We start from the raw sequence: 22,709 nt of genomic DNA on the forward strand, positions 1-22,709 counted from the left end.
GGGGATGAACTTGTGATCGCCCTCTCCCTCGCCGAGATCGCAGAAGTCGTCGGCGGGCAGACGCACGACATACCGGATCCGTCCGTCCAGGTCACCGGCCCGGTCGTCCGTGACTCCCGCGAGGCGGTGCCGGGCAGCCTGTTCGCCGCCTTCGCCGGTGAGCGCGTGGACGGACACGACTACGCGGCGGCGGTCGTCGAGGCGGGAGCGGTGGCCGTGCTCGGCACCCGGCCCGTCGGCGTGCCCGCGATCGTCGTGGACGACGTCCAGACGGCCCTCGGCGCCCTCGCGCGGCACGTCGTACGACGTCTGGGTGCCACCCTCGTCGCCCTCACCGGCTCGGCGGGCAAGACCAGCACCAAGGACCTCATCGCGCAGGTCCTCCGGAGCAAGGCACCGACGGTGTTCACGCCCGGCTCGCTCAACAACGAGATCGGGCTGCCGCTGACCGCGCTCAGCGCCACCGAGGAGACCAGGTTCCTTGTCCTGGAGATGGGCGCCCGCGGCATCGGGCACATCAGCTACCTCGCCGGTCTGACGCCTCCGAAGGTCGGCCTCGTCCTCAACGTCGGCAGCGCCCACATCGGCGAGTTCGGCGGCCGTGAGCAGATCGCTCAGGCGAAGGGCGAACTCGTCGAGGCCCTGCCGTCCGAGGCCGAGGGCGGGACTGCCGTCCTCAACGCGGACGACCCCTACGTACGGGCCATGGCCGCCCGTACGAAGGCGAAGGTGATCTTTTTCGGAGAGTCCGGCGAAGCGGACGTTCGCGCCGAGAACGTGCGACTCACGGACACCGGGCAGCCCTCGTTCAGGCTTCACACACCCTCCGGTGCAAGTGACGTGACCATGCGCCTGTACGGTGAGCACCACGTGTCGAACGCGCTCGCCGCGGCCGCCGTCGCCCACGAACTGGGCATGTCCGCAGACGAGATCGCCGTGGCGCTCTCCGAGGCGGGCTCCCTCTCCCGCTGGCGGATGGAGGTCACCGAGCGCCCGGACGGCGTGACGATCGTCAACGACGCCTACAACGCGAACCCCGAGTCCATGCGAGCCGCTCTGCGCGCGCTCGCGGCGATGGGCAAGGGGCGGCGGACCTGGGCGGTGCTCGGCAAGATGGCCGAGCTCGGGGACGAGGCTCTCGCCGAGCACGACGCGGTCGGACGGCTCGCCGTCCGGCTCAACGTCAGCAAGCTCGTCGCGGTCGGTGGCAGGGAAGCCGCCTGGCTGCAACTGGGCGCATATAACGAGGGTTCGTGGGGTGAGGAGTCGGTGCACGTGTCCGACGCACAGGCGGCGGTCGACCTGTTGCGCAGCGAGTTGCGCCCGGGGGACGTCGTACTCGTGAAGGCGTCCCGTTCGGTCGGTCTCGAGAGCGTGGCGCAGGCGCTCCTCGAGTCCGGTGCCGAGGGTGAGGTTTCCGCCCGATGATGAAGCAGATCCTGTTCGCAGGAGTCATTGGCCTCTTCCTGACCCTGGTCGGCACCCCGCTGCTGATCAAGCTGCTCGCCCGCAAGGGCTACGGCCAGTACATCCGCGACGACGGCCCGCGCGAGCACGCCAGCAAGCGCGGTACGCCGACCATGGGCGGTATCGCCTTCATACTGGCGACGGTCGCCGCGTACTTCCTGGCCAAGGTGATCACGGGGTATCTGGACCCGGAGGCCGACGCGGCACCGACTTTCTCGGGTCTGCTGGTGCTCGGCCTGATGGTCGGCATGGGCCTGGTCGGCTTCCTCGACGACTACATCAAGATCGTCAAGCGGCGTTCGCTGGGGCTGCGGGCCAAGGCGAAGATGGCCGGCCAGCTGACCGTCGGTATCGCCTTCGCGGTGCTGTCGCTGCAGTTCGCGGACAACCGCGGCAACACCCCGGCGTCCACGAAGCTGTCGTTCATCACGGACTTCGGCTGGACGATCGGACCCGTGCTGTTCGTGGTCTGGGCGCTGTTCATGATTCTCGCGATGTCGAACGGCGTGAACCTGACCGACGGTCTGGACGGTCTGGCGACCGGCGCCTCGGTGCTCGTCTTCGGCGCCTACACCTTCATCGGCGTCTGGCAGTTCCAGGAGTCCTGCGCCAACGCGCAGACCCTGACCAACCCGGGCGCCTGCTACGAGGTGAGGGACCCCCTCGACCTCGCCGTGGTCTCCTCGGCGCTGATGGGTGCCTGCCTCGGCTTCCTGTGGTGGAACACCTCGCCGGCCAAGGTCTTCATGGGGGACACCGGTTCGCTCGCCCTCGGCGGTGTGCTCGCCGGCCTCGCGATCTGCTCCCGCACCGAGCTGCTGATCGCCATCCTCGGCGGCCTCTTCGTCCTGATCACCATGTCCGTGGTGATCCAGGTCGGCTCCTTCCGCCTCACCGGGAAGCGCGTCTTCCGGATGGCGCCACTCCAGCATCACTTCGAACTCAAGGGCTGGTCCGAAGTGCTCATCGTGGTCCGATTCTGGATCATCCAGGGCATTTGTGTAATCGTCGGACTGGGCCTCTTCTACGCAGGATGGGCAGCGGACAAGTGACCTCCTCGGAGCCTTTCGACTTTCAGGGCAAGCACATCACCGTCGCCGGGCTCGGCGTCTCCGGCGTCCCGGCGGCCAAGGTGCTGCACGGCCTCGGCGCGATCGTCACGGTCGTCAACGACGGCGCCGACGAGCGCGCCCGGGCGCAGGCGGACGAGCTTGAGGCGCTCGGCATCACCGTGCGCCTCGGCGACGGCGACACCCTGCCCGAGGGCTCCGAACTGATCGTCACCGCGCCCGGCTGGAAGCCGGACAAGCCGCTGTTCGCGGCGGCCGGGCAGGCGGACGTCCCCGTCTGGGGCGACGTCGAACTGGCCTGGCGCCTGCGCGGCCCCGACGCCGCTCCCTGGCTCGCCGTCACGGGCACCAACGGCAAGACCACGACCGTCCAGATGCTCGCCTCGATCCTGAAGGCGGCGGGTCTGCGCACGGCCGCCGTCGGCAACATCGGCGTCTCGCTTCTTGACGCGGTGCTCGGCGAGGAGCGGTACGACGTCCTGGCCGTGGAGCTGTCCAGCTACCAGCTCCACTGGGCGCCGTCGCTGCGCGCCCACTCGGCCGCCGTACTGAACCTCGCCCCCGACCATCTCGACTGGCACGGCTCCATGGAGGCGTACGCCGCCGACAAGGGCCGTATCTACGAGGGCAATCGGATCGCCTGCGTCTACAACGCCGCCGACAAGGCCACCGAGGACCTGGTCCGCGAGGCCGACGTCGAGGAGGGCTGCCGGGCCGTCGGCTTCACCCTCGGCACGCCCGCGCCCTCCCAACTCGGTGTCGTGGAGGGCATCCTGGTCGACCGCGCCTTCGTCGAGAACCGGCAGAAGAACGCCCAGGAGCTCGCCGAGGTCGCCGACGTGAACCCGCCGGCCCCGCACAACATCGCCAACGCCCTCGCGGCGGCGGCCCTCGCCCGGGCCTACGGCGTGCCCGCCAAGGCCGTACGGGACGGTCTGCGGGCCTTCACCCCGGACGCCCACCGCATCGCGCACGTGGCCGACGTGGACGGCGTCGCGTACGTCGACGACTCCAAGGCCACCAACACGCATGCGGCGGAAGCCTCGTTGGCTGCCTACGAGTCGATCGTGTGGATCGCGGGCGGGCTAGCGAAGGGTGCCGTCTTCGACGAGCTGGTCGCCAAGTCGGCCCGGAGGCTGCGCGGGGCCGTGCTGATCGGCGCGGACCGCGCGCTCATCCGGGAAGCCCTCGCGCGACACGCCCCGGAAGTACCCGTCGTCGACCTCGACCGGACCGACACTGGGGCGATGCTCCAGGCCGTCCAGGAGGCGCGGCGGCTCGCACAGCCCGGCGACACGGTGCTGCTGGCCCCGGCCTGCGCCTCGATGGACATGTTCACCAACTACAACAAGCGTGGTGACGCGTTCGCGGAGGCGGTTCGCGAACTCGGCGCAGGCACCTGACGGTCGGTCTCGGCCACGACGGGTGCTTCGGGACCCATGGAGGGACGCGTGACTCGGATGTGGCCCGAGACGAACCGGCGGACATCCGCCGCCGACCGGGGGCCGGCGCCCCCACCCCTCCCACGCGCTCTCGCAGGAGCCGTTCATGCCCGGTAGCCGTACCGGAGGGCCGCCCGCGCAGCGGCCCGTGCGCAGGCCCGCTGCGCCCCCGGCGTCGCGCGAGAGCGGCGTCCTGGCCCTGTACCTGCGGGCGCGCAGGGGCTGGGACCGGCCGCTGACCGCCTACTACCTGATCTTCGGCGGCAGCCTGCTGATCACGGTGCTGGGGCTGGTGATGGTCTACTCGGCCTCCCAGATCACCGCGCTGCAGATGTCGCTGCCGGGCTCGTACTTCTTCCGCAAGCAGCTGCTCGCGGCGGTGATCGGCGCCGGTCTGCTGTTCGCCGCCTCACGGATGCCGGTGAAGCTGCACCGGGCGCTGGCCTACCCCATCCTCGCGGGCGCCGTCTTCCTGATGACCCTGGTGCAGATCCCGGGGATAGGAGTGTCGGTCAACGGCAACCAGAACTGGATCGCGGTCGGCGGCTCCTTCCAGATCCAGCCCAGCGAGTTCGGCAAGCTCGCCCTCGTGCTGTGGGGCGCCGACCTGCTCGCCCGCAAGCAGGACAAGAAGCTGCTGACCCAGTGGAAGCACATGCTCGTCCCGCTGGTGCCGGCCGCCTTCATGCTGCTCGGGCTGATCATGATCGGCGGCGACATGGGCACGGCGATCATCCTCACGGCCATCCTGTTCGGCCTGCTCTGGCTGGCCGGCGCGCCCACGAGGCTGTTCGCCGGTGTGCTGTCGATCGCCGCCGTGCTCGGCCTGATCCTCATCAAGACCAGCCCCAACCGCATGGCCCGCCTGCAGTGCCTCGGCGCCACCGAACCCCAGTCTGGTCCCGTCGACTGCTGGCAGGCCGTACACGGAATCTACGCCCTGGCCTCGGGCGGAATCTTCGGTTCCGGGCTGGGTGCGAGTGTGGAGAAATGGGGCCAACTCCCCGAAGCCCACACCGACTTCATCTTCGCCGTCACCGGTGAGGAACTGGGCCTGGCGGGGACGCTGTCGGTACTCGCCCTCTTCGCGGCTCTAGGCTATGCGGGTATCCGCGTGGCCGGACGCACGGAGGACCCGTTCGTGAGGTATGCCGCGGGAGGCGTGACCACCTGGATCACGGCCCAGGCCGTGATCAACATCGGTGCGGTGCTCGGTCTGCTGCCGATCGCCGGCGTCCCCCTCCCGCTGTTCTCCTACGGAGGATCCGCCCTGCTGCCGACCATGTTCGCCATCGGGTTGCTGATCGCCTTCGCGCGCGACGAGCCCGCTGCGCGGGCGGCGCTTGCGATGCGGCAACCCCGCTTTGGTAGAAAGCGGGGGGCTGGGGGCACCGGTTCCATTCGGAGTCCCCGGAGATGGAACACGATGCGACGGCGCGCCTCGGCGGCGCGCTCGTCCGGAGAGCGGTGAATTTCGGTGCATGTCGTACTCGCCGGCGGAGGAACCGCGGGCCACATCGAGCCCGCGCTCGCCCTCGCGGACGCCCTGCGCAGGCAGGATCCGAGCGTGGGCATCACGGCCCTGGGAACGGAGCGCGGCCTCGAGACACGTCTCGTACCCGAGCGTGGGTACGAACTCGCGCTGATCCCCGCCGTGCCGCTGCCGCGCAAGCCCACCCCCGAGCTGATCACCGTCCCGGGCCGGCTGCGCGGCACGATCAAGGCCACCGAGCAGATCCTGGAGCGCACCAAGGCGGACGCCGTGGTCGGCTTCGGCGGCTACGTCGCCCTGCCCGGCTACCTCGCGGCCAAGCGCCTGGGCGTGCCGATCATCATCCACGAGGCCAATGCCCGCCCGGGCCTGGCCAACAAGATCGGCTCGCGGTACGCCAGCCAGGTCGCCGTCTCCACCCCGGACAGCAAGCTGCGCAACTCCCGGTACATCGGCATCCCGCTGCGCCGCTCCATCGCCACCCTGGACCGCGCCGCCGTACGCCCCGAGGCCCGGGCCGCCTTCGGTCTCGACCCGAACCTGCCCACGCTGCTGGTCACCGGCGGGTCCCAGGGCGCCCGCCGCCTGAACGAGGTCGTCCAGCAGGTCGCGCCCTGGCTCCAGCAGGCCGGAATCCAGATCCTGCACGCGGTCGGTCCGAAGAACGAACTGCCGCAGGTCCACCAGATGCCGGGAATGCCCCCCTACATCCCGGTAAGTTACCTGGACCGGATGGACCTCGCGTACGCCGCGGCGGACATGATGCTCTGCCGCGCGGGCGCGATGACCGTCGCCGAACTCTCCGCCGTCGGGCTCCCGGCCGCCTACGTCCCGCTGCCCATCGGCAACGGCGAACAGCGGCTCAACGCCCAGCCGGTGGTCAAGGCCGGCGGCGGTCTGCTGGTCGACGACGCGGAGCTGACCCCCGAGTGGGTCCAGCAGAACGTCCTGCCCGTGCTCGCCGACCCGCACCGGCTGTACCAGATGTCCCGCAGTGCCGCCGAGTTCGGCCGCCGGGACGCCGACGACCTGCTCGTCGGCATGGTGTACGAGGCGATCGCCGCCAGTCGTGCACACCGCTAGGACTGTATGACGGAAGGCAGGGGAGCGTGGCCGGATCGACCACCGCCGAGCGCGGTGAACGCCAGCAGAAGTCGTCCGGCCCGCCGCCCCGCCCGCGGTCGAGGCGGGCCCGGCTTCGTGTGATTGTCATCCTGGGTCTCGCCCTGGTCTTCCTCGGCTTCCCGACGGTATGGCTGTTCTACGGCTCCGACTGGCTGCGTGCCGAGCGTGTCTCCGTGTCGGGCACAAGGGTCCTGACACCGGCTCAGGTCCGGGCCGCCGCCGACGTTCCCCTCGGGAAGCCGCTGATTTCCGTCGACACCGAAGCGATCGAGACGCGACTGCGCCGGAAAATGCCCCGAATTGACTCGGTTGACGTGGTCCGTTCCTGGCCCACTGGAATCGGGCTGAAAGTGGTCGAGCGGACTCCGGTTCTGATTGTCCAGAAGGGCGGAAAGTTCGTCGAAGTGGACGATGAAGGTGTCCGTTTCGCCACGGTATCCGAGGCGCCGAAAGGCGTGCCCGCACTGGAATTGACGCTGTCCCGGTCCAGCTCCGCCGCCGCGAGCCTGCGCCGCTTCGGCGAGTCCCGGCTGGTGCGCGAGGCGGTCGTCGTCGCCCGTGCCGTTCCGGCCGACGTCGCCCGCGGCACACAGACCGTCAAGGTCCGTTCCTACGACGACATCTCGCTGGAGTTGAGGGACGGCCGCACGGTCGTCTGGGGCAGCAGCGAGAAGGGCGCGGTCAAGGCCCGTACGCTCACCGCCCTGATGAAAGCCTCGCCCGGCGCGCGTTACTTCGACGTGAGTGTTCCCACCGCGCCCGCGTCATCAGTGAGTTGACGCACATACGCGCAGGCCAGCACCCTGGTTGGGCAGTGCTACGGCTGATCACATAGGGTGAAAAGAAAAACGGGAGGTTCGGCGTGTTCGTTGAACGTGCGCCACTTGTCGACTTAGTGTCCTGTTCAGAAGACTCCAAGGAACAGACACACTGGTAACCCTAAACTTCAGGGTTAGGGTTCGGGTCGGCGATACGGACCGTCCCATTCGGCATCAGTCGTCGGGTCGCGGGGCGCAGCGCGTCACGGTGATTCGGCGACACGTAACTCGAGGCGAGAGGCCTTCGACGTGGCAGCACCGCAGAACTACCTCGCAGTCATCAAAGTCATCGGTGTCGGCGGCGGTGGTGTCAATGCCATCAACCGGATGATCGAGGTCGGTCTCAAGGGCGTCGAGTTCATCGCCATCAACACCGACGCGCAAGCTCTGTTGATGAGCGACGCCGACGTCAAGCTGGACGTCGGCCGTGAACTCACCCGCGGACTCGGCGCCGGAGCCAACCCGGCCGTGGGCCGCAAGGCCGCCGAGGACCACCGCGAGGAGATCGAGGAGGTCCTCAAGGGGGCCGACATGGTCTTCGTGACAGCCGGTGAAGGCGGCGGCACCGGCACCGGCGGCGCGCCCGTCGTGGCCAACATCGCCCGCTCGCTCGGCGCTCTCACCATCGGTGTGGTCACGCGTCCGTTCACCTTCGAGGGGCGGCGCCGCGCGAACCAGGCCGAGGACGGCATCGCCGAGCTCCGCGAAGAGGTCGACACCCTCATCGTCATCCCGAACGACCGGCTGCTGTCCATCTCGGACCGCCAGGTCTCGGTGCTGGACGCCTTCAAGTCGGCCGACCAGGTCCTGCTCTCCGGTGTCCAGGGCATCACCGACCTCATCACCACCCCGGGCCTCATCAACCTCGACTTCGCCGACGTCAAGTCGGTCATGTCCGAGGCGGGCTCGGCGCTGATGGGCATCGGCTCGGCGCGCGGCGACGACCGTGCGGTGGCCGCCGCCGAGATGGCGATCTCCTCGCCGCTGCTGGAGGCGTCCATCGACGGCGCCCGCGGTGTGCTGCTCTCCATCTCCGGCGGTTCCGACCTCGGCCTGTTCGAGATCAACGAGGCCGCCCAGCTGGTGAGTGAGGCCGCTCATCCCGAGGCCAACATCATCTTCGGTGCGGTGATCGACGACGCCCTCGGCGACGAGGTCCGGGTCACCGTGATCGCGGCCGGCTTCGACGGCGGTCAGCCGCCGTCCAAGCGGGACAACGTCCTCGGCTCGTCCTCGGCCAAGCGCGAGGAGCCGACCCCGGCACGGCAGACCGAGAGCCGCCCGTCCTTCGGCTCGCTCGGCAGCGTGACCCCGAAGGAGGACCCGGAGCCCGCTCCGGAGCCGGTCAACGACATCCCGGTCGCCCCGCCGGTCCCGCCGGCGCCGCGGACCTACTCGGACAGCGCGGCCGAGGAACTGGACGTACCGGACTTCCTTAAGTGATCCTCCTGACGTGATAGGACAGCGCGAGAGCGTGGGCGGCGCCCACTTCGGCTTCACCGACCGGTGGGGCGGAGTGAGCGCCGCTCCGTATGAGGAGCTCAATCTCGGCGGAGCGGTCGGCGACGACCCCGACGCCGTACGCACCAACCGGGAGCTGGCCGCCAAGTCCCTGGGCGTCGAGCCGGACCGGGTGGTCTGGATGAACCAGGTGCACGGGTCCGACGTGGCGGTGGTGGACCGGCCGTGGGGATCTTCGTCCGAGATCCCGTCGGTCGACGCGATCGTCACGGTGAAGCGAGGGCTCGCCCTCGCCGTGCTCACCGCGGACTGCGTGCCGGTCCTGCTCGCCGACCCGGTCGCCGGGATCGCCGCAGCGGCTCACGCGGGCCGGCCCGGCATGATCGCCGGGGTCGTTCCGGCCGCGCTACGCGCGATGACGGAACTGGGCGCCGAGCCCTCCCGGATCGTCGCCCGCACCGGGCCCACCGTCTGCGGCCGGTGTTACGAAGTGCCCGAGGCGATGCGCGCCGAGGTGTCCGCCGTCGAGCCGGCGGCGTACGCCGAAACCAGTTGGGGCACTCCGGCGGTCGACGTGAGTGCCGGAGTGCACGCCCAGCTCGAACGGCTCGGGGTGCGCGACCGGGCGCAGTCTCCGGTGTGCACGCTGGAGTCGGACGATCACTTCTCGTACCGCGGCGACCGCACCACCGGTCGGCTCGCGGGCTATGTGTGGCTGGACTGATGGGGCATGACTGACCGCAAGGACGAACTCGCCGCGAATCTGGCGAATGTTGAGCGGCGCATCGCCGACGCATGCGCGGCCGCTGGTCGGGGACGCGAGGAAGTGACCCTGATCGTGGTCACCAAGACCTATCCCGCGAGCGATGTGCGCGTGTTGTCGGAACTCGGGGTGCGGCATGTCGCCGAGAACCGCGACCAGGACGCGGCCCCCAAGGCCGCCGCCTGCGCGGATCTGCCCCTTACGTGGCATTTTGTCGGTCAGCTCCAGACCAACAAGGTGCGATCGGTGGTCGGTTACGCGGACTTCGTGCACGCCGTCGATCGTTCCAAGCTCGTCACAGCTTTGTCGAAGGAAGCGGTCCGGGCCGGGCGCGAACTGGGGTGTCTGCTCCAGGTCGCGCTCGACGCCGGGGAGAGCGCGAGGGGCGAGCGGGGCGGCGTGGCCCCCGGCGGGATCGAGGAGTTGGCCGGCCTCGTGGCCGAGGCGCCGGGGTTGCGGCTCGGCGGACTGATGACCGTCGCACCGCTCACCGGCGAGTACGCGGGACGCGAACAGGCGGCGTTCGAGCGGTTGATGGTTTTGTCGACCGACCTGCGCCGGAGTCATCCGACTGCCACCATGGTCTCGGCAGGGATGAGTGCGGATCTCGAACAGGCTGTGGCGGCCGGAGCGACACATGTGCGCGTCGGCAGCGCGGTACTCGGAGTCCGCCCCAGGCTCGGGTAACGTCGCCAAGAAGTCGGACCACAGCAGAAAATATGGTCATTGCCGCCGAAAGGCGGACTCAAGGACCTCGTGGATCGCAGGCACTTGGCAGTCGTCAGCAGATCCACCACAGAGCGGAGGACTCAGAGCATGGCCGGCGCGATGCGCAAGATGGCGGTCTACCTCGGCCTCGTGGAGGACGATGGGTACGACGGCCGCGGATTCGACCCCGACGACGACTTCGAACCCGAACTGGACCCGGAGCCCGAGCGGGACCACCGACGGCATGAGCCGTCCCATCAGCCGCACGTCTCACATCAGCCCCAAAGGGACGAAGAGGTACGAGTCGTACAGCCGTCCGTGCCTCGCGAACCGGCCCCTCGTTCCGCTTCGCTCCCCGCGGAATCCGGCCGCCCGGCGCGCATCGCGCCCGTGGCATCCATCACACAAGAACGCGCAAGTCTGGAGAAGAACGCACCGGTGATCATGCCCAAGGTCGTGTCCGAACGAGAGCCTTACCGGATCACCACACTCCACCCACGGACCTACAACGAGGCCCGTACCATCGGGGAACACTTCCGTGAAGGCACTCCGGTGATCATGAATCTGACTGAGATGGATGACACAGACGCGAAGCGACTTGTCGACTTTGCGGCTGGTCTGGTGTTTGGTCTTCACGGCAGTATCGAGCGGGTGACGCAGAAGGTGTTCCTGTTGTCGCCTGCTAACGTCGATGTCACGGCGGAGGACAAGGCCCGCATCGCAGAGGGCGGGTTCTTCAACCAGAGCTGAGACGCACCACCGGAAACAGCAGTACCCAGCAGGCACAGGGGAGAGGGAAGCGCAGGTCATGAGCGTGGTTTTGGATGTTGTCTACATCGCGCTGATGTGCTTCCTCATCGTGCTCATCTTCCGGTTGGTCATGGACTATGTCTTCCAGTTCGCCCGCTCATGGCAACCCGGCAAGGCGATGGTGGTCGTTCTGGAGGCCACCTACACTGTCACTGATCCACCGCTCAAGCTTCTGCGGCGGGTCATTCCGCCGCTGCGTCTCGGGGGCGTGGCGCTAGACCTGTCCTTCTTCGTACTGATGATCATCGTCTACATCCTGATCTCGATCGTGAGCCGGCTGTGATGAGCGATGTGACCTACCGTCTTGCCGAATGCCGACGACTACGTTGAGGTGAAGAGATGCCGTTGACCCCCGAGGACGTGCGGAACAAGCAGTTCACGACCGTCCGCCTCCGAGAAGGCTATGACGAGGACGAGGTCGATGCCTTCCTCGATGAGGTCGAAGCCGAACTGACCCGCCTGCTCCGCGAGAACGAGGACCTGCGCGCCAAGCTGGCCGCGGCCACGCGCGCTGCTGCCCAGAACCAGCAGAACATGCGCAAGCCTCCGGAGCCCCAGCAGGATCAGCAGCAGCAACAACAGCAACAACAGCAGCAGCAGGGCATGCGCGGTCCGGGTGGTCCCGTACCCGCCGGCATATCGGGCCCGCCGCAGCAGCAGATGGGTGGCCCCATGGGTGGTCCGCCCCAGCTGCCGAGCGGTGCCCCGCAGCTGCCCGCCGGTCCCGGCGGTCAGGGTGGTCCGCAGGGTCCCGGTCCGATGGGCCAGGGTCCGGGCGGTCCGGGCCCCATGGGTCAGCCCCCGATGCAGCAGCAGATGGGTGGCCCGATGGGCGGCCCCATGGGCGGTCCGATGGGCGGCCCCGGTCAAGGAGGCCCCGGTGGCGACAGCGCCGCCCGTGTCCTCTCGCTGGCCCAGCAGACCGCCGACCAGGCGATCGCCGAGGCCCGTTCCGAAGCCAACAAGATCGTCGGGGAAGCGCGTTCGCGTGCCGAGGGTCTGGAGCGTGACGCCCGTGCCAAGGCCGACGCCCTGGAGCGGGACGCGCAGGAGAAGCACCGCGTGGCGATGGGCTCCCTGGAGTCCGCTCGCGCCACGCTGGAGCGCAAGGTCGAGGACCTGCGCGGCTTCGAGCGCGAGTACCGCACGCGCCTGAAGTCGTACCTGGAGTCGCAGCTGCGCCAGCTGGAGACTCAGGCCGACGACTCGCTGGCTCCGCCGCGCACTCCGGCTGCCGCGTCCCTCCCGCCGTCCCCGGCGCCTTCCATGGCTCCGGCCGGCGCGAGCGCCCCGTCCTACGGTGGCGGCAACCAGACGATGGGCGGCCCCCCGTCGCAGTCCGGTCCGTCCTACGGCGGTCAGCAGCAGATGTCTCCGGCGATGACCCAGCCGATGGCGCCGGTGCGTCCGCAGGGCCCGTCGCCCATGGGCCAGGCGCCCTCGCCCATGCGGGGCTTCCTGATCGACGAGGATGACAACTGACGGCCTGATGGCCAGTAGTACGGCGTAGACATCGGCAGCGTTCAGGGCGAGGCCCCGGGTTGATCCCGGGGCCTCGCCCTTTTGCCATGCCTGTGCCCTGCCCTTGCCATGCCTGTTCGTGCGTGCGCAACCGCGTTCGTGCGTACGCAACGCCGAAGGCCCGGTCCCACCAAGATCTTTGGCGGGACCGGGCCTTCGGACTGAGCGTTACGCCTTGCGCAGGCGGAACGTCAGGGACAGACCCTCGTCGGTGAAGGGCTCGCCGTACGTGTCGTCCGCCTCGCCCTGCGCGAAGTCCGTCGCCAGGACCTCGTCGGCGATCAGGCCGGCGTGGCCGTTCAGGGCCGCGACCGTCGCCGCGTCCGTGGCCGTAAAGCGCAGCGCGATGCGGTCGGCCACGTCGAGGCCGCTGTTCTTGCGGGCCTCCTGGATCAGCCGGATCGCGTCACGGGCCAGGCCCGCACGCCGGAGTTCCTCCGTGATCTCCAGGTCGAGGGCGACCGTGGCACCCGAGTCCGACGCCACCGACCAGCCCTCGCGCGGCGTCTCTGTGATGATCACCTCGTCGGGAGCGAGCGTGATGGTCTCGCCGTCGACCTCCACCGACGCCGTGCCTTCGCGCAGGGCCAGGGACAGGCCGGCCGCGTCCGCGTTCGCGATCGCCTTGGCCACGTCCTGGACGCGCTTGCCGAACCGCTTGCCCAGCGCGCGGAAGTTGGCCTTGGCCGTGGTGTCGACGAGGCTGCCGCCGACATCGCTCAGCGTCGCGAGCGACTCGACGTTCAGCTCCTCCGTGATCTGTGTGCGGAGTCCGGAGTCGAGCGCGTCGAAGCCCGACGCGGCGATCAGGGCGCGGGACAGCGGCTGACGCGTCTTGACGCCCGACTCCGCGCGCGTGGCACGGCCCAGTTCCACGAGCCGGCGCACCAGCACCATCTGCTTCGACAGCTCCGGGTCGATGGCCGTGAGGTCCGCCTGTGGCCAGGAGGACAGATGGACCGACTCCGGGGCGCCCGGGGTGACCGGAACGATCAGGTCCTGCCAGACCCGCTCGGTGATGAACGGGGTCAGCGGGGCCATGAGCTGCGTCACCGTCTCGACGACCTCGTGCAGCGTGCGCAGCGCCGCCTTGTCGCCCTGCCAGAAGCGGCGACGGGAGCGGCGCACGTACCAGTTCGACAGGTCGTCGACGAACGCGGACAGCAGCTTGCCGGCGCGCTGGGTGTCGTAGGCGTCGAGGGCCTGGGTGACCTGGTCGGTGAGCGCGTGCAGTTCGGACAGCAGCCAGCGGTCCAGGACGGGGCGGTCGGCCGGGGCCGGGTCGGCCTCGGACGGGGCCCAGTCCGACGTACGGGCGTACAGGGCCTGGAAGGCGACCGTGTTCCAGTAGGTGAGGAGCGTCTTGCGGACGACCTCCTGGATGGTGCCGTGGCCGACGCGGCGGGCCGCCCAGGGGGAGCCGCCGGCCGCCATGAACCAGCGGACCGCGTCGGCGCCGTGCCGGTCCATGAGCGGGATGGGCTCCAGGGTGTTGCCCAGGTGCTTGGACATCTTGCGGCCGTCCTCGGCGAGGATGTGGCCGAGGCAGACCACGTTCTCGTACGACGACTTGTCGAAGACCAGGGTGCCGACCGCCATCAGCGTGTAGAACCAGCCGCGGGTCTGGTCGATGGCCTCGCAGATGAACTGCGCCGGGTAGCGGGCCTCGAAGGTCTCCTTGTTCTTGTACGGGTAGCCCCACTGCGCGAACGGCATCGAACCCGAGTCGTACCAGGCGTCGATGACCTCGGGCACGCGCGTGGCCGTCCGGCCGCACCCGTCCTGCGGGCAGGCGAAGGTGACCGCGTCGATGTACGGGCGGTGCGGGTCCAGGCCCGACTGGTCGGTGCCGGTCAGCTCGGTCAGCTCGGTGAGGGAGCCGACGCAGGTGAGGTGGTCGTCCTCGCAGCGCCAGATCGGCAGCGGTGTGCCCCAGTAGCGGTTGCGGGACAGCGCCCAGTCGATGTTGTTGTCCAGCCAGTCGCCGTACCGGCCGTGCTTGACCGTGTCCGGGAACCAGTTGGTGTTCTCGTTCTCCGTGAGGAGACGGTCCTTGATCTCCGTGGTGCGGATGTACCAGGACGGCTGCGCGTAGTAGAGAAGCGCGGTGTGGCAGCGCCAGCAGTGCGGGTAGCTGTGCTCGTACGGGATGTGCCGGAAGAGCAGGCCGCGGCCCTCGAGGTCCTCGGTGAGCTTCTCGTCGGCCTTCTTGAAGAAGACGCCGCCGACGAGGGGGACGTCCTCCTCGAAGGTGCCGTCCGGGCGGACCGGGTTCACGACCGGCAGACCGTAGGCGCGGCAGACCTTGAGGTCGTCCTCACCGAAGGCGGGGGACTGGTGGACGAGGCCCGTACCGTCCTCGGTCGTGACGTAGTCGGCGTTGACGACGAAGTGCGCCGCCTCCGGGAACTCGACCAGCTCGAACGGGCGCTGGTACGTCCAGCGCTCCATCTCGGCGCCCGTGAAGGTCTGGCCGGTGGTCTCCCAGCCCTCGCCGAGGGCCTTGGCGACGAGCGGCTCGGCGACGACCAGCTTCTCCGCGTTCTCCGGGCCCTTCGTCGCGACGACGTAGGTGACCTCGGGGTGCGCGGCGACGGCCGTGTTGGAGACCAGGGTCCAGGGCGTGGTCGTCCACACCAGGAGCGCGGCCTCACCGGCGAGCGGGCCGGAGGTGAGCGGGAAGCGGACGAACACGGACGGGTCGACGACCGTCTCGTAGCCCTGCGCCAGCTCGTGGTCGGACAGGCCCGTGCCGCAGCGGGGGCACCAGGGGGCGACGCGGTGGTCCTGGACCAGCAGGCCCTTGTTGAAGATCTCCTTGAGCGACCACCAGACCGATTCGATGTACGCGGGGTCCATGGTGCGGTAGGGGTCGTTGAGGTCGGTCCAGAACCCCATGCGGGTCGTGAGCTCTTCGAAGGCGTTGGTGTGCCGGGTCACCGACTCGCGGCACTTCGCGTTGAACTCGGCGATGCCGTACGCCTCGATGTCCTGCTTGCCGGAGAAGCCGAGCTCCTTCTCCACCGCCAGCTCCACCGGGAGGCCGTGGCAGTCCCAGCCGGCCTTGCGGGCCACGTGGTAGCCGCGCATGGTGCGGAAGCGGGGGAAGACGTCCTTGAAGACGCGGGCCTCGATGTGGTGGGCGCCCGGCATGCCGTTGGCGGTGGGCGGGCCCTCGTAGTACACCCACTCGGGGCGGCCCTCGGACTGCTCCAGGCTCTTGGTGAAGATCTTCTGCTCGTCCCAGAACGTGAGCACGGCGTGCTCGAGGGCGGGCAGGTCGACCTGGGCGGGCACTTGGCGGTACGTCGGCGATGTCATCAGCGGGCTTCCTCCGGCGGACTTGCTGCCTTCCGTCCGGAGGGACGAGAGCTACGTCATTGCCTGCGCCGACTTCGGCGCGCTCCCGCGGTACCACCCTCCTTGGCCCTCCGGTGCGGGGTGTGCGCCGGTGAGCCCCCTCATTGGGGTCGCGATGCCGGTTCTACCGGCCGCTGCTGTTCGGCTGCGGCTTTCTTCCGGCGGCTCCGGGGTGATCTTCACGTCGCGCTCGCCCCCGGGCTTCCACCGTCCCCGGGTCGCTCTGGGCTGCGTACGCCGCTACTCGTCCCCATCCATGCTTTTCGCTCCGCCCAGTGTACGGCGCCGGGCGGACAGCGGCCGACCGCTTTTCGGGGCCGCTGGGGACGGGGGGACGCGAGAGGTGCCGTTTGGGTTTGATGACCCGAATGGCGAGGTATGGGTGTTCGGATCCTGGGACGTCCGGCTCGGCGGATTACCGGGCGGGGAGCTGGGCACAACGGATGCAGGTTCGCCGCGCGGCATGCGCGAGGCGGGCGAATCGGGCGGTGTGCCCCGTTGCCGCGGGACTCAAGTCGATTTATCGTCCCAGCACGATTCGCGAGCAAGGTCACAATATGTGAAGGGGCCGCGGCCATGGTGGCGAAGAAGACCGCCGTACAGCAGCCGGCGTCCGGCAGGTCCGCGGAGGCCTCCGGCGGTGCGCCCAAGGACCCGGGCGGGAAGAAGACCACCCAGGGAGGCTCGGCGGGACGGGCGACCGAGAAGGCGACCGAGGGGACGAAGGCGGCTGTCACCAGGACCAAGGCGGCGGTCAGGAAGGTGACGGCCAAGAAGACCGCGGCGGGAAAGGCCGTGGCCAGGAAGGTCACGGCCAAGACGGCAGTGGCCAGGGGGCCGAGCGAAAAACCTGAGGCCGGGAAGGCTGCGGTCGAGAAGACTGAGGCCGAGAAGACTGAGGCCGAGAAGACTGAGGTTGAGAGGACTGCGGCTGAGAGGACTGCGGCCAAGAAGTCGGCGGCCAAGAAGCCAGCAACCAAGAAGACGGCGGTCAGAAACGCGACGGCCAAGAAGCCAGCAACCAAGAAGACGGCGGTCAGAAAGGCGACGGCCAAGAAGGCCGCGGCCGGGAAAGCTGCGGGCGCGAAAGCCGCGGCCGGGAAAGTCGCCGGCAAGAAGACGGCGGCCGAGAAGGCGGCTGTCGATGAGACGGCGGAGCAGAAGACGGCGGCCAAGAAGGCGGCCGCCGAGGAGACAGCGGAGCAGAAGGCCGCGGGCAAGAAGGCGGCTGCCGGCGGGACGGCGGAGAAGAAGGCCGCGGTCAAGAGGGCGAAGGCCGCCAAGGCCGTCGCCGCTGAGAAGGGCGTCGGGGCCGAGGGCGTGCGCGCCGGAGGCAAGAGCACCACCACGAAGAGCGCGGCCGGGAAGGGCACTGCCCGCCCCGGCGCGGTCACACAGGACAAGGCCGGGAACAGCACGGCCAAGAAGGCGGACGCGGCCGAGGCCGCGACGCAGACGGGAGCGACCACGGTGGGTGCTAAGAAGACTCCTGGCACGGCGACGGCGGCCAAGACCGCCGTTCCGAAGGCACGGGTCGCCGCGGCGGAGCCCGGTGAGCTCGCGGTACGCCCGGGGGAGGACCCCTGGACGGAGGCGGAGGTCGAGGAGGCGCGTGCCGAGCTGACGTCCGAGGAGACCCGGCTGCGGGAGGAGATCACGTCGTCGGAGCGCTCGCTCGTCGGTCTGATGCGCGACTCCGGGGACGGCGCGGGCGACGACCAGGCGGACACGGGAACCAAGAACATCACCCGCGAGCACGAGCTGGCCCTGGCCGCCAACGCGCGCGAGATGCTCACCCAGACCGAGCGCGCGCTGGACCGCCTGCACTCCGGCACCTACGGCCTGTGCGAGAACTGCGGCAACCCCATCGGCAAGGCCCGGATGCAGGCCTTCCCGCGGGCCACGCTGTGCGTGGAGTGCAAGCAGAAGCAGGAGCGCAGGTACTGACCGGCGGCCGAATGCCTCCTGAGCACGTGGGGCCCGCAGGGCGTGCCGTACCCTCGTCCTCAGTCAGGCACCTAGGTTGAGGGACTCACGTGGCAGAGGCGGAGCGCATCATCGGTACGCCGGACACACCGGATGCTGCCGGGGACGGGCGGGAGCGGCCCGAAGACGCGGCGTCGGGCGAGCGCGCCGACTCCGAGGGCACCCGGGCCACCGGAGAGCCCGGCACGGGTGAGCAGGAGCCCACGGCCGCGCAGCCCAGGGGCAAGCGCCGTATCGCGGTCCTGTTCGCCGTCGCCCTGTTCGCGTACGCCCTCGACCTGAGCACCAAGATGATCGTGGTGGCCAAGCTGGAGCACCACCCGCCCATCGAGATCATCGGGGACTGGCTGAAGTTCGAGGCGATCCGCAACGCGGGTGCGGCCTTCGGCTTCGGCGAGGCCTTCACGGTGATCTTCACCATGATCGCGGCGGCGGTGATCGTGGTGATCGCCCGGCTCGCCCGCAAGCTCTACAGCCTGCCCTGGGCGCTCGCGCTCGGGCTGCTGCTCGGCGGTGCGCTGGGCAACCTCACCGACCGGATCTTCCGGGCGCCGGGTGTCTTCGAGGGCGCGGTCGTGGACTTCATCGCGCCCAAGCACTTCGCCGTCTTCAACCTGGCCGACTCGGCGATCGTGTGCGGCGGCATCCTGATCGTGCTGCTGTCGTTCAAGGGGCTCGACCCGGACGGCACCGTCCACAAGGACTGACAGGCGCCGGTCGGGACTGTCGGAGCCGTCCGGCATACTCGACGGGTGAGCACGATTCCCGAGATCCGCACCCTGCCCGTGCCCGACGGACTGGAGGGCGAGCGCGTCGACGCCGCCATCTCCCGCATGTTCGGCTTCTCCCGGACCAAGGCGGCCGAACTCGCCGCCGCGGGAAAGGTCGCGGTCGACGGGTCGGTGGTCGGAAAGTCGGAGCGTGTGCACGGCGGCGCCTGGCTGGAGGTCGAGATGCCGCAGGCACCCGCGCCGGTGCAGGTGGTGGCCGAGCCGGTCGAGGGCATGGAGATCGTGCACGACGACGATGACGTGGTCGTGATCGTCAAGCCGGTGGGCGTGGCCGCTCACCCGTCGCCGGGCTGGACCGGGCCGACCGTCATCGGGGGCCTGGCCGCCGCCGGGTACCGGATCTCCACCTCCGGGGCCGCCGAGCGCCAGGGCATCGTGCACCGACTCGACGTCGGCACGTCAGGGCTGATGGTCGTGGCCAAGTCGGAGTACGCGTACACGTCGCTGAAGCGCCAGTTCAAGGAGCGCACGGTCGACAAGCGGTACCACACGCTCGTCCAAGGCCACCCCGACCCGACCAGCGGCACCATCGACGCGCCCATCGGCCGCCACCCCCACCACGACTACAAGTGGGCGGTCACCGCCGAGGGCAAGGCGTCCGTCACGCACTACGACCTCATCGAGGCCTTCCGTGCGGCGTCGCTCCTCGATGTGAAGCTGGAGACCGGCCGCACCCACCAGATCCGCGTCCACATGGCCGCCCACCGGCACCCCTGCGTCGGCGACCTGACCTACGGCGCCGACCCGACCCTCGCCAAGCGCCTCGGCCTGACCCGCCAGTGGCTGCACGCGGTGCGCCTCGGCTTCGAGCACCCCGGGGACGGACAGTGGGCGGAGTTCTCCTGCGACTACCCGGAGGACCTGCAGAAGGCCCTGGACCAGGTCCGGGAGGAGACGTACGCATGACCACCCCGCGGTATGCGGTGCGCGTCGCGGAGGACCCCACCGACCGTGAGGCGTGCTTCGCGGTGCGCAAGGAGGTCTTCGTCGGCGAGCAGGGCGTGCCGGAGGACCTCGAGTACGACGCGTACGACGCGGCGGCCGTGCATGTGCTGGCCGTCCGGGAGGACGGCGTGCCGCTCGGGACCGGGCGGCTGCTGTACGGCGAGGCAGCCGTGGCGCAGACCGGAGCCGGCCCGTCCGTGGGTTGCCTCGGCCGGCTCGCCGTGGCCGGCCAGGCGCGCGGCCTCGGTGTCGGGGGCGCCCTGGTGCGGGCCATCGAGGACGCGGCACGCGCGCGGGAACTCGCGGCCGTGGACCTGCACGCCCAGACGCACGCGCTCGGCTTCTACGAGCGGCTCGGCTACGAGGCGTACGGGCCGGAGTACCTGGAGGCCGGTATCCCGCACCAGGAGATGCGTCGTTCGCTGTAGCCGCTCGCCGCGGGTGCCGAAACGGTTTGTCATTGGAGTTGCGTGGCAGGCTTGAGTTCAGTCGTATGACCGTCTGACCTCCCGGAGCGCTGACCGTGGATCAGTTGGCCCTGTTGTTCGTGCTGCTGCTCGGGGCCGTGATCAGCGTCCCGGTCGGGGACCGGCTGCGGGTGCCCGCGCCGGTGCTGATGACGCTCCTGGGCATAGTCCTCGCGCTGCTCGACTTCGTACCGAACGTCGAGATCCCGCCGGACCTCATCCTGCCGCTGCTGCTGCCGCCCCTGTTGTACGCCGCCGTGCGGCGCACCTCATGGCGGCAGTTCGCGGCTAACAAGAGACCGATCTTCCTGCTGGCCGTGGCGCTGGTGTTCGTCACCATGGCCTGCGTGGCCGCCGCGGCCGACGCGATCGTGCCGGGGCTGCCGCTCGCCGCGGCGTTCGCGCTCGGTGCGCTGGTGGCGCCGCCGGACCCGGTCGCGGCGACCGCCGTCGCCGGGCAGCTGGGGCTGCCGCGCCGGCTGGTGTCGATCCTGGAGGGCGAGGGGCTGTTCAACGACGTGACGGCCATCGTCCTCTACCACGTGGCGATCGCCGCCGCCGTCAGCGGGACGTTCTCGCCCTGGCAGGCCGGGCTCGATCTGGTGCTGTCGGCAGTGGTGGGTGCGGCCGTGGGCATCGCGCTGGGCTGGGGCGCGAACAAGCTGATGGATCTGCTCGGGGACGCGACCCTGCAGATCGGGCTGACCCTGCTGGTGCCGTACGCCTCGTACGTCATGGCCGAGGAACTGCACGGGTCCGGAGTGCTCGCCGTGCTCACCACCGCGGTGTTCCTCGCGGAGTACGGGTCCGACGCCGACGACGTCATGACACGGCTGGCCGGACACACGTTCTGGAACATCGTCGACACGCTCGTCACCGGCGTCGCGTTCGGGCTGGTCGGTCTCGAGCTGCACAACGCCATTCGCACCGCGTCCGGCCGGTGGGGCGAGCTGCTCGGCTGGGCGGCGGTGGTGGTGGTCGTCGTCGTGTTCGTACGGCTGCTGTGGCTGCTGCCGGCGACCTGGCTCACCAAACGGCTGCACGCGCGGCGGGACTACGACGAGGACATCCCGGTGAGCTGGCGCGAGACCGTGGTGATGTGGTGGTCGGGGATGCGCGGGGTGGCCTCGGTGGCGTTGGTGCTGGCCATCCCCTTGGAGACGGACGCGGGGGCGCCGTTCCCCAACCGGGACGAGCTCATCTTCATCGCGTTCGGGGTGATCGTGGCGACGCTGGTGGTGCAGGGGCTGACGTTGCCGTGGCTGGTGCGGCGGCTGGGCGTGAAGGCCGACAGGGACCAGGAGAAGGAACTCGCGAAGGAACTGGCGATCCGGGCGTCCAAGGCGGCGAAGCGGAGGCTGCGCGAGATCGAGGAGCAAGAGGAGCTCCCGGAGGAGTTGTCCGAGCAGATGTTGCGGCGGGCCTTCGACATCGGGGTGCGGATCAGTCCCGAGGTCGCGGAGGATGAGCGGCGGGAGGCCTCCCGGGAGCGCGCGCGGCGGCTGAAGCGGGTGCGGCGGATCCAGCAGGAGATGCTGAGTGCGGCGCGGCACGAGGTGCTGGCGGCGCGGAGTGAGCCGGGGGCCGATCCGGAGGTCGTGGACCGGGTGTTGCGGCATCTTGATGTGCGGTCGATGCGGTGAGTTGTTCCCGGCGGGGTCTTTGCCGTCGGCGTCTGACGGGTCGTAGGGTCGTCGTATGGTTCGGAATGTTGTGATCAGTGGTGGAGGGACCGGGATCGGGCTCGCGGCGGCTCGGGCGTTCGCCGCGGGCGGGGATCAGGTCCTGTTGCTCGGGCGGCGGGCCGATGTGCTGGAGAAGGCCGGAGTGCCGGGGGCGCGGACGTATGCGGCGGATCTCACCGAGCCGGCGGACGTGCGGGGTGTGGCCGCGTTCGTGGAGCGGGAGTTCGGAGCCGTGGACGTGCTCGTGCACAGTGCCGGAGGCAGTGGGCTGCTCGAACCGGACGCCGGCGGTGACGATCCGCTCGAAGCCGTCGCGCACAACTGGACCGTGAACTTCCGGCTCAACACCCTGACCGCCGTATTGCTCACCGAGGCTCTGAAGCCGCGGCTCGCCGAGCCCGGCGGGCGGGTGCTGTTCCTCGGTTCCATCGCCGCCTACCGGGGATCCGGGAGCGGGGCGTACGCGGCGGCCAAGGCCGGCCTGCATCCCTACGTCCATGACCTGGCCCGGGAGCTGGGGCCGCGGGACATCACCGTGAACGTGGTCGCGCCCGGCTATGTCGAGGACACCGAGTTCTTCGGGGACGCCATGGGCGAGGAGCGGCGGGCGCGGCTCGTCGGCGAGACCTCGAACGGGCGGGCCGGGACCCCCGGGGACGTCGCCGAGACCCTGCACTGGCTGGCCTCCTCGGGTGCCGGGCACATCACCTCCCAGATCATCCAGGTCAACGGCGGCGCCGAACGGGGTCACTGACCGCCGGGAAGGGGGCTGCCCGCGGTACGGGCAGCCCTCTTTGT

At 69.8% G+C, this 22,709-nt stretch carries 19 protein-coding genes; 18 read left to right on the forward strand and 1 reads right to left on the reverse strand.

Annotation, left to right across the window (positions count from 1 at the left end):
- Positions 1-12 precede the first annotated feature (12 nt).
- The 12 genes from OG542_RS30010 to OG542_RS30065 all read left to right on the forward strand — a co-directional run bounded on the left by OG542_RS30010 (position 13) and on the right by OG542_RS30065 (position 12,638).
- Complete coding sequence (locus tag OG542_RS30010; RefSeq protein ID WP_328414857.1) at positions 13-1,428, forward strand: UDP-N-acetylmuramoyl-tripeptide--D-alanyl-D-alanine ligase; 1,416 nt, start codon at positions 13-15, stop codon at positions 1,426-1,428.
- Positions 1,428-2,519: a phospho-N-acetylmuramoyl-pentapeptide-transferase gene (gene mraY / locus OG542_RS30015; RefSeq protein WP_184596996.1), complete on the forward strand. Its 1,092-nt coding sequence runs from the start codon at positions 1,428-1,430 to the stop codon at positions 2,517-2,519. Before OG542_RS30010 ends, mraY begins: the two co-directional genes overlap by 1 nt.
- Complete coding sequence (gene murD, locus OG542_RS30020; RefSeq protein WP_328414859.1) at positions 2,501-3,940, forward strand: UDP-N-acetylmuramoyl-L-alanine--D-glutamate ligase; 1,440 nt, start codon at positions 2,501-2,503, stop codon at positions 3,938-3,940. Before mraY ends, murD begins: the two co-directional genes overlap by 19 nt.
- 145 nt (positions 3,941-4,085) lie before the next feature.
- Entirely contained in the window at positions 4,086-5,450 is a 1,365-nt protein-coding gene (gene ftsW, locus OG542_RS30025; RefSeq protein ID WP_328414860.1) for a putative lipid II flippase FtsW, read from the forward strand.
- Between the two features lie 6 nt (positions 5,451-5,456).
- Positions 5,457-6,554 carry an undecaprenyldiphospho-muramoylpentapeptide beta-N-acetylglucosaminyltransferase gene (murG, locus tag OG542_RS30030; RefSeq protein ID WP_184596549.1) on the forward strand — a complete coding sequence of 366 codons (1,098 nt, stop codon included), beginning with the start codon at positions 5,457-5,459 and terminating at the stop codon, positions 6,552-6,554.
- Between the two features lie 26 nt (positions 6,555-6,580).
- Positions 6,581-7,375 (forward strand): cell division protein FtsQ/DivIB, encoded by a 795-nt coding sequence (locus OG542_RS30035; RefSeq protein WP_328414861.1) that lies wholly within the window; start codon positions 6,581-6,583, stop codon positions 7,373-7,375.
- 288 nt (positions 7,376-7,663) lie between these two features.
- Entirely contained in the window at positions 7,664-8,857 is a 1,194-nt protein-coding gene (gene ftsZ, locus OG542_RS30040; protein ID WP_193480540.1) for a cell division protein FtsZ, read from the forward strand.
- Positions 8,858-8,867: 10 nt separating this feature from the next.
- Positions 8,868-9,599 carry a peptidoglycan editing factor PgeF gene (gene pgeF, locus OG542_RS30045; RefSeq protein ID WP_328414863.1) on the forward strand — a complete coding sequence of 244 codons (732 nt, stop codon included), beginning with the start codon at positions 8,868-8,870 and terminating at the stop codon, positions 9,597-9,599.
- Between the two features lie 6 nt (positions 9,600-9,605).
- On the forward strand, positions 9,606-10,325 hold the full coding sequence (locus tag OG542_RS30050) for a YggS family pyridoxal phosphate-dependent enzyme (protein WP_261681209.1): 720 nt from the start codon (positions 9,606-9,608) through the stop codon (positions 10,323-10,325).
- Positions 10,326-10,454: 129 nt separating this feature from the next.
- Positions 10,455-11,096, forward strand: a complete 642-nt coding sequence (locus tag OG542_RS30055) for a cell division protein SepF (RefSeq protein WP_184596554.1) — start codon at positions 10,455-10,457, stop codon at positions 11,094-11,096.
- Between the two features lie 58 nt (positions 11,097-11,154).
- Positions 11,155-11,439 (forward strand): YggT family protein, encoded by a 285-nt coding sequence (locus OG542_RS30060; RefSeq protein ID WP_030248691.1) that lies wholly within the window; start codon positions 11,155-11,157, stop codon positions 11,437-11,439.
- Positions 11,440-11,495: 56 nt separating this feature from the next.
- Positions 11,496-12,638, forward strand: coding sequence for a DivIVA domain-containing protein (locus tag OG542_RS30065; RefSeq protein ID WP_193480542.1), 1,143 nt, complete (start codon positions 11,496-11,498; stop codon positions 12,636-12,638).
- A 207-nt stretch (positions 12,639-12,845) separates the two neighbouring features.
- On the opposite strand, the gene ileS is transcribed toward OG542_RS30065, so the two are convergent.
- Positions 12,846-15,998 carry an isoleucine--tRNA ligase gene (gene ileS / locus OG542_RS30070; protein WP_328414867.1) on the reverse strand — a complete coding sequence of 1,051 codons (3,153 nt, stop codon included), beginning with the start codon at positions 15,996-15,998 and terminating at the stop codon, positions 12,846-12,848.
- A gap of 615 nt (positions 15,999-16,613) precedes the next feature.
- Between ileS and OG542_RS30075 the strand changes: the two genes are divergently transcribed.
- From OG542_RS30075 to OG542_RS30100, 6 genes are all read left to right on the forward strand, one after another.
- Entirely contained in the window at positions 16,614-17,984 is a 1,371-nt protein-coding gene (locus OG542_RS30075; RefSeq protein ID WP_328414869.1) for a histone H1-like repetitive region-containing protein, read from the forward strand.
- Positions 17,985-18,073: 89 nt separating this feature from the next.
- Complete coding sequence (lspA, locus tag OG542_RS30080; protein WP_311125194.1) at positions 18,074-18,730, forward strand: signal peptidase II; 657 nt, start codon at positions 18,074-18,076, stop codon at positions 18,728-18,730.
- Positions 18,731-18,775: 45 nt separating this feature from the next.
- Complete coding sequence (locus tag OG542_RS30085) at positions 18,776-19,720, forward strand: RluA family pseudouridine synthase (RefSeq protein ID WP_189729057.1); 945 nt, start codon at positions 18,776-18,778, stop codon at positions 19,718-19,720.
- Positions 19,717-20,187, forward strand: coding sequence for a GNAT family N-acetyltransferase (locus OG542_RS30090; RefSeq protein WP_328414872.1), 471 nt, complete (start codon positions 19,717-19,719; stop codon positions 20,185-20,187). The genes OG542_RS30085 and OG542_RS30090 overlap by 4 nt, the downstream gene beginning before the upstream one ends.
- A 95-nt stretch (positions 20,188-20,282) precedes the next feature.
- On the forward strand, positions 20,283-21,869 hold the full coding sequence (locus tag OG542_RS30095; RefSeq protein ID WP_311125192.1) for a Na+/H+ antiporter: 1,587 nt from the start codon (positions 20,283-20,285) through the stop codon (positions 21,867-21,869).
- A 55-nt stretch (positions 21,870-21,924) separates the two neighbouring features.
- Positions 21,925-22,665, forward strand: a complete 741-nt coding sequence (locus OG542_RS30100) for an SDR family NAD(P)-dependent oxidoreductase (RefSeq protein ID WP_311125191.1) — start codon at positions 21,925-21,927, stop codon at positions 22,663-22,665.
- The last annotated feature ends 44 nt before the right edge of the window (positions 22,666-22,709 follow it).

It is taken from the genome of Streptomyces violaceus (genome assembly GCF_036014075.1).
Lineage (GTDB): Bacteria > Actinomycetota > Actinomycetes > Streptomycetales > Streptomycetaceae > Streptomyces > Streptomyces violaceus.

Excerpts from the sequence above, each read along its gene's own strand:
- OG542_RS30100 (WP_311125191.1), top strand. The coding sequence starts at position 21,925 with ATGGTTCGGAATGTTGTGATCAGTGGTGGAGGGACCGGGATCGGGCTC.
- OG542_RS30060 (WP_030248691.1), top strand. The coding sequence starts at position 11,155 with ATGAGCGTGGTTTTGGATGTTGTCTACATCGCGCTGATGTGCTTCCTC.
- OG542_RS30065 (WP_193480542.1), top strand. The coding sequence starts at position 11,496 with ATGCCGTTGACCCCCGAGGACGTGCGGAACAAGCAGTTCACGACCGTC.
- mraY (WP_184596996.1), top strand. The coding sequence starts at position 1,428 with ATGAAGCAGATCCTGTTCGCAGGAGTCATTGGCCTCTTCCTGACCCTG.
- OG542_RS30050 (WP_261681209.1), top strand. The coding sequence starts at position 9,606 with ATGACTGACCGCAAGGACGAACTCGCCGCGAATCTGGCGAATGTTGAG.
- OG542_RS30090 (WP_328414872.1), top strand. The coding sequence starts at position 19,717 with ATGACCACCCCGCGGTATGCGGTGCGCGTCGCGGAGGACCCCACCGAC.
- OG542_RS30075 (WP_328414869.1), top strand. The coding sequence starts at position 16,614 with ATGGTGGCGAAGAAGACCGCCGTACAGCAGCCGGCGTCCGGCAGGTCC.
- OG542_RS30055 (WP_184596554.1), top strand. The coding sequence starts at position 10,455 with ATGGCCGGCGCGATGCGCAAGATGGCGGTCTACCTCGGCCTCGTGGAG.
- ileS (WP_328414867.1), bottom strand. The coding sequence starts at position 15,998 with ATGACATCGCCGACGTACCGCCAAGTGCCCGCCCAGGTCGACCTGCCC.
- ftsW (WP_328414860.1), top strand. The coding sequence starts at position 4,086 with ATGCCCGGTAGCCGTACCGGAGGGCCGCCCGCGCAGCGGCCCGTGCGC.
- murD (WP_328414859.1), top strand. The coding sequence starts at position 2,501 with ATGGGCAGCGGACAAGTGACCTCCTCGGAGCCTTTCGACTTTCAGGGC.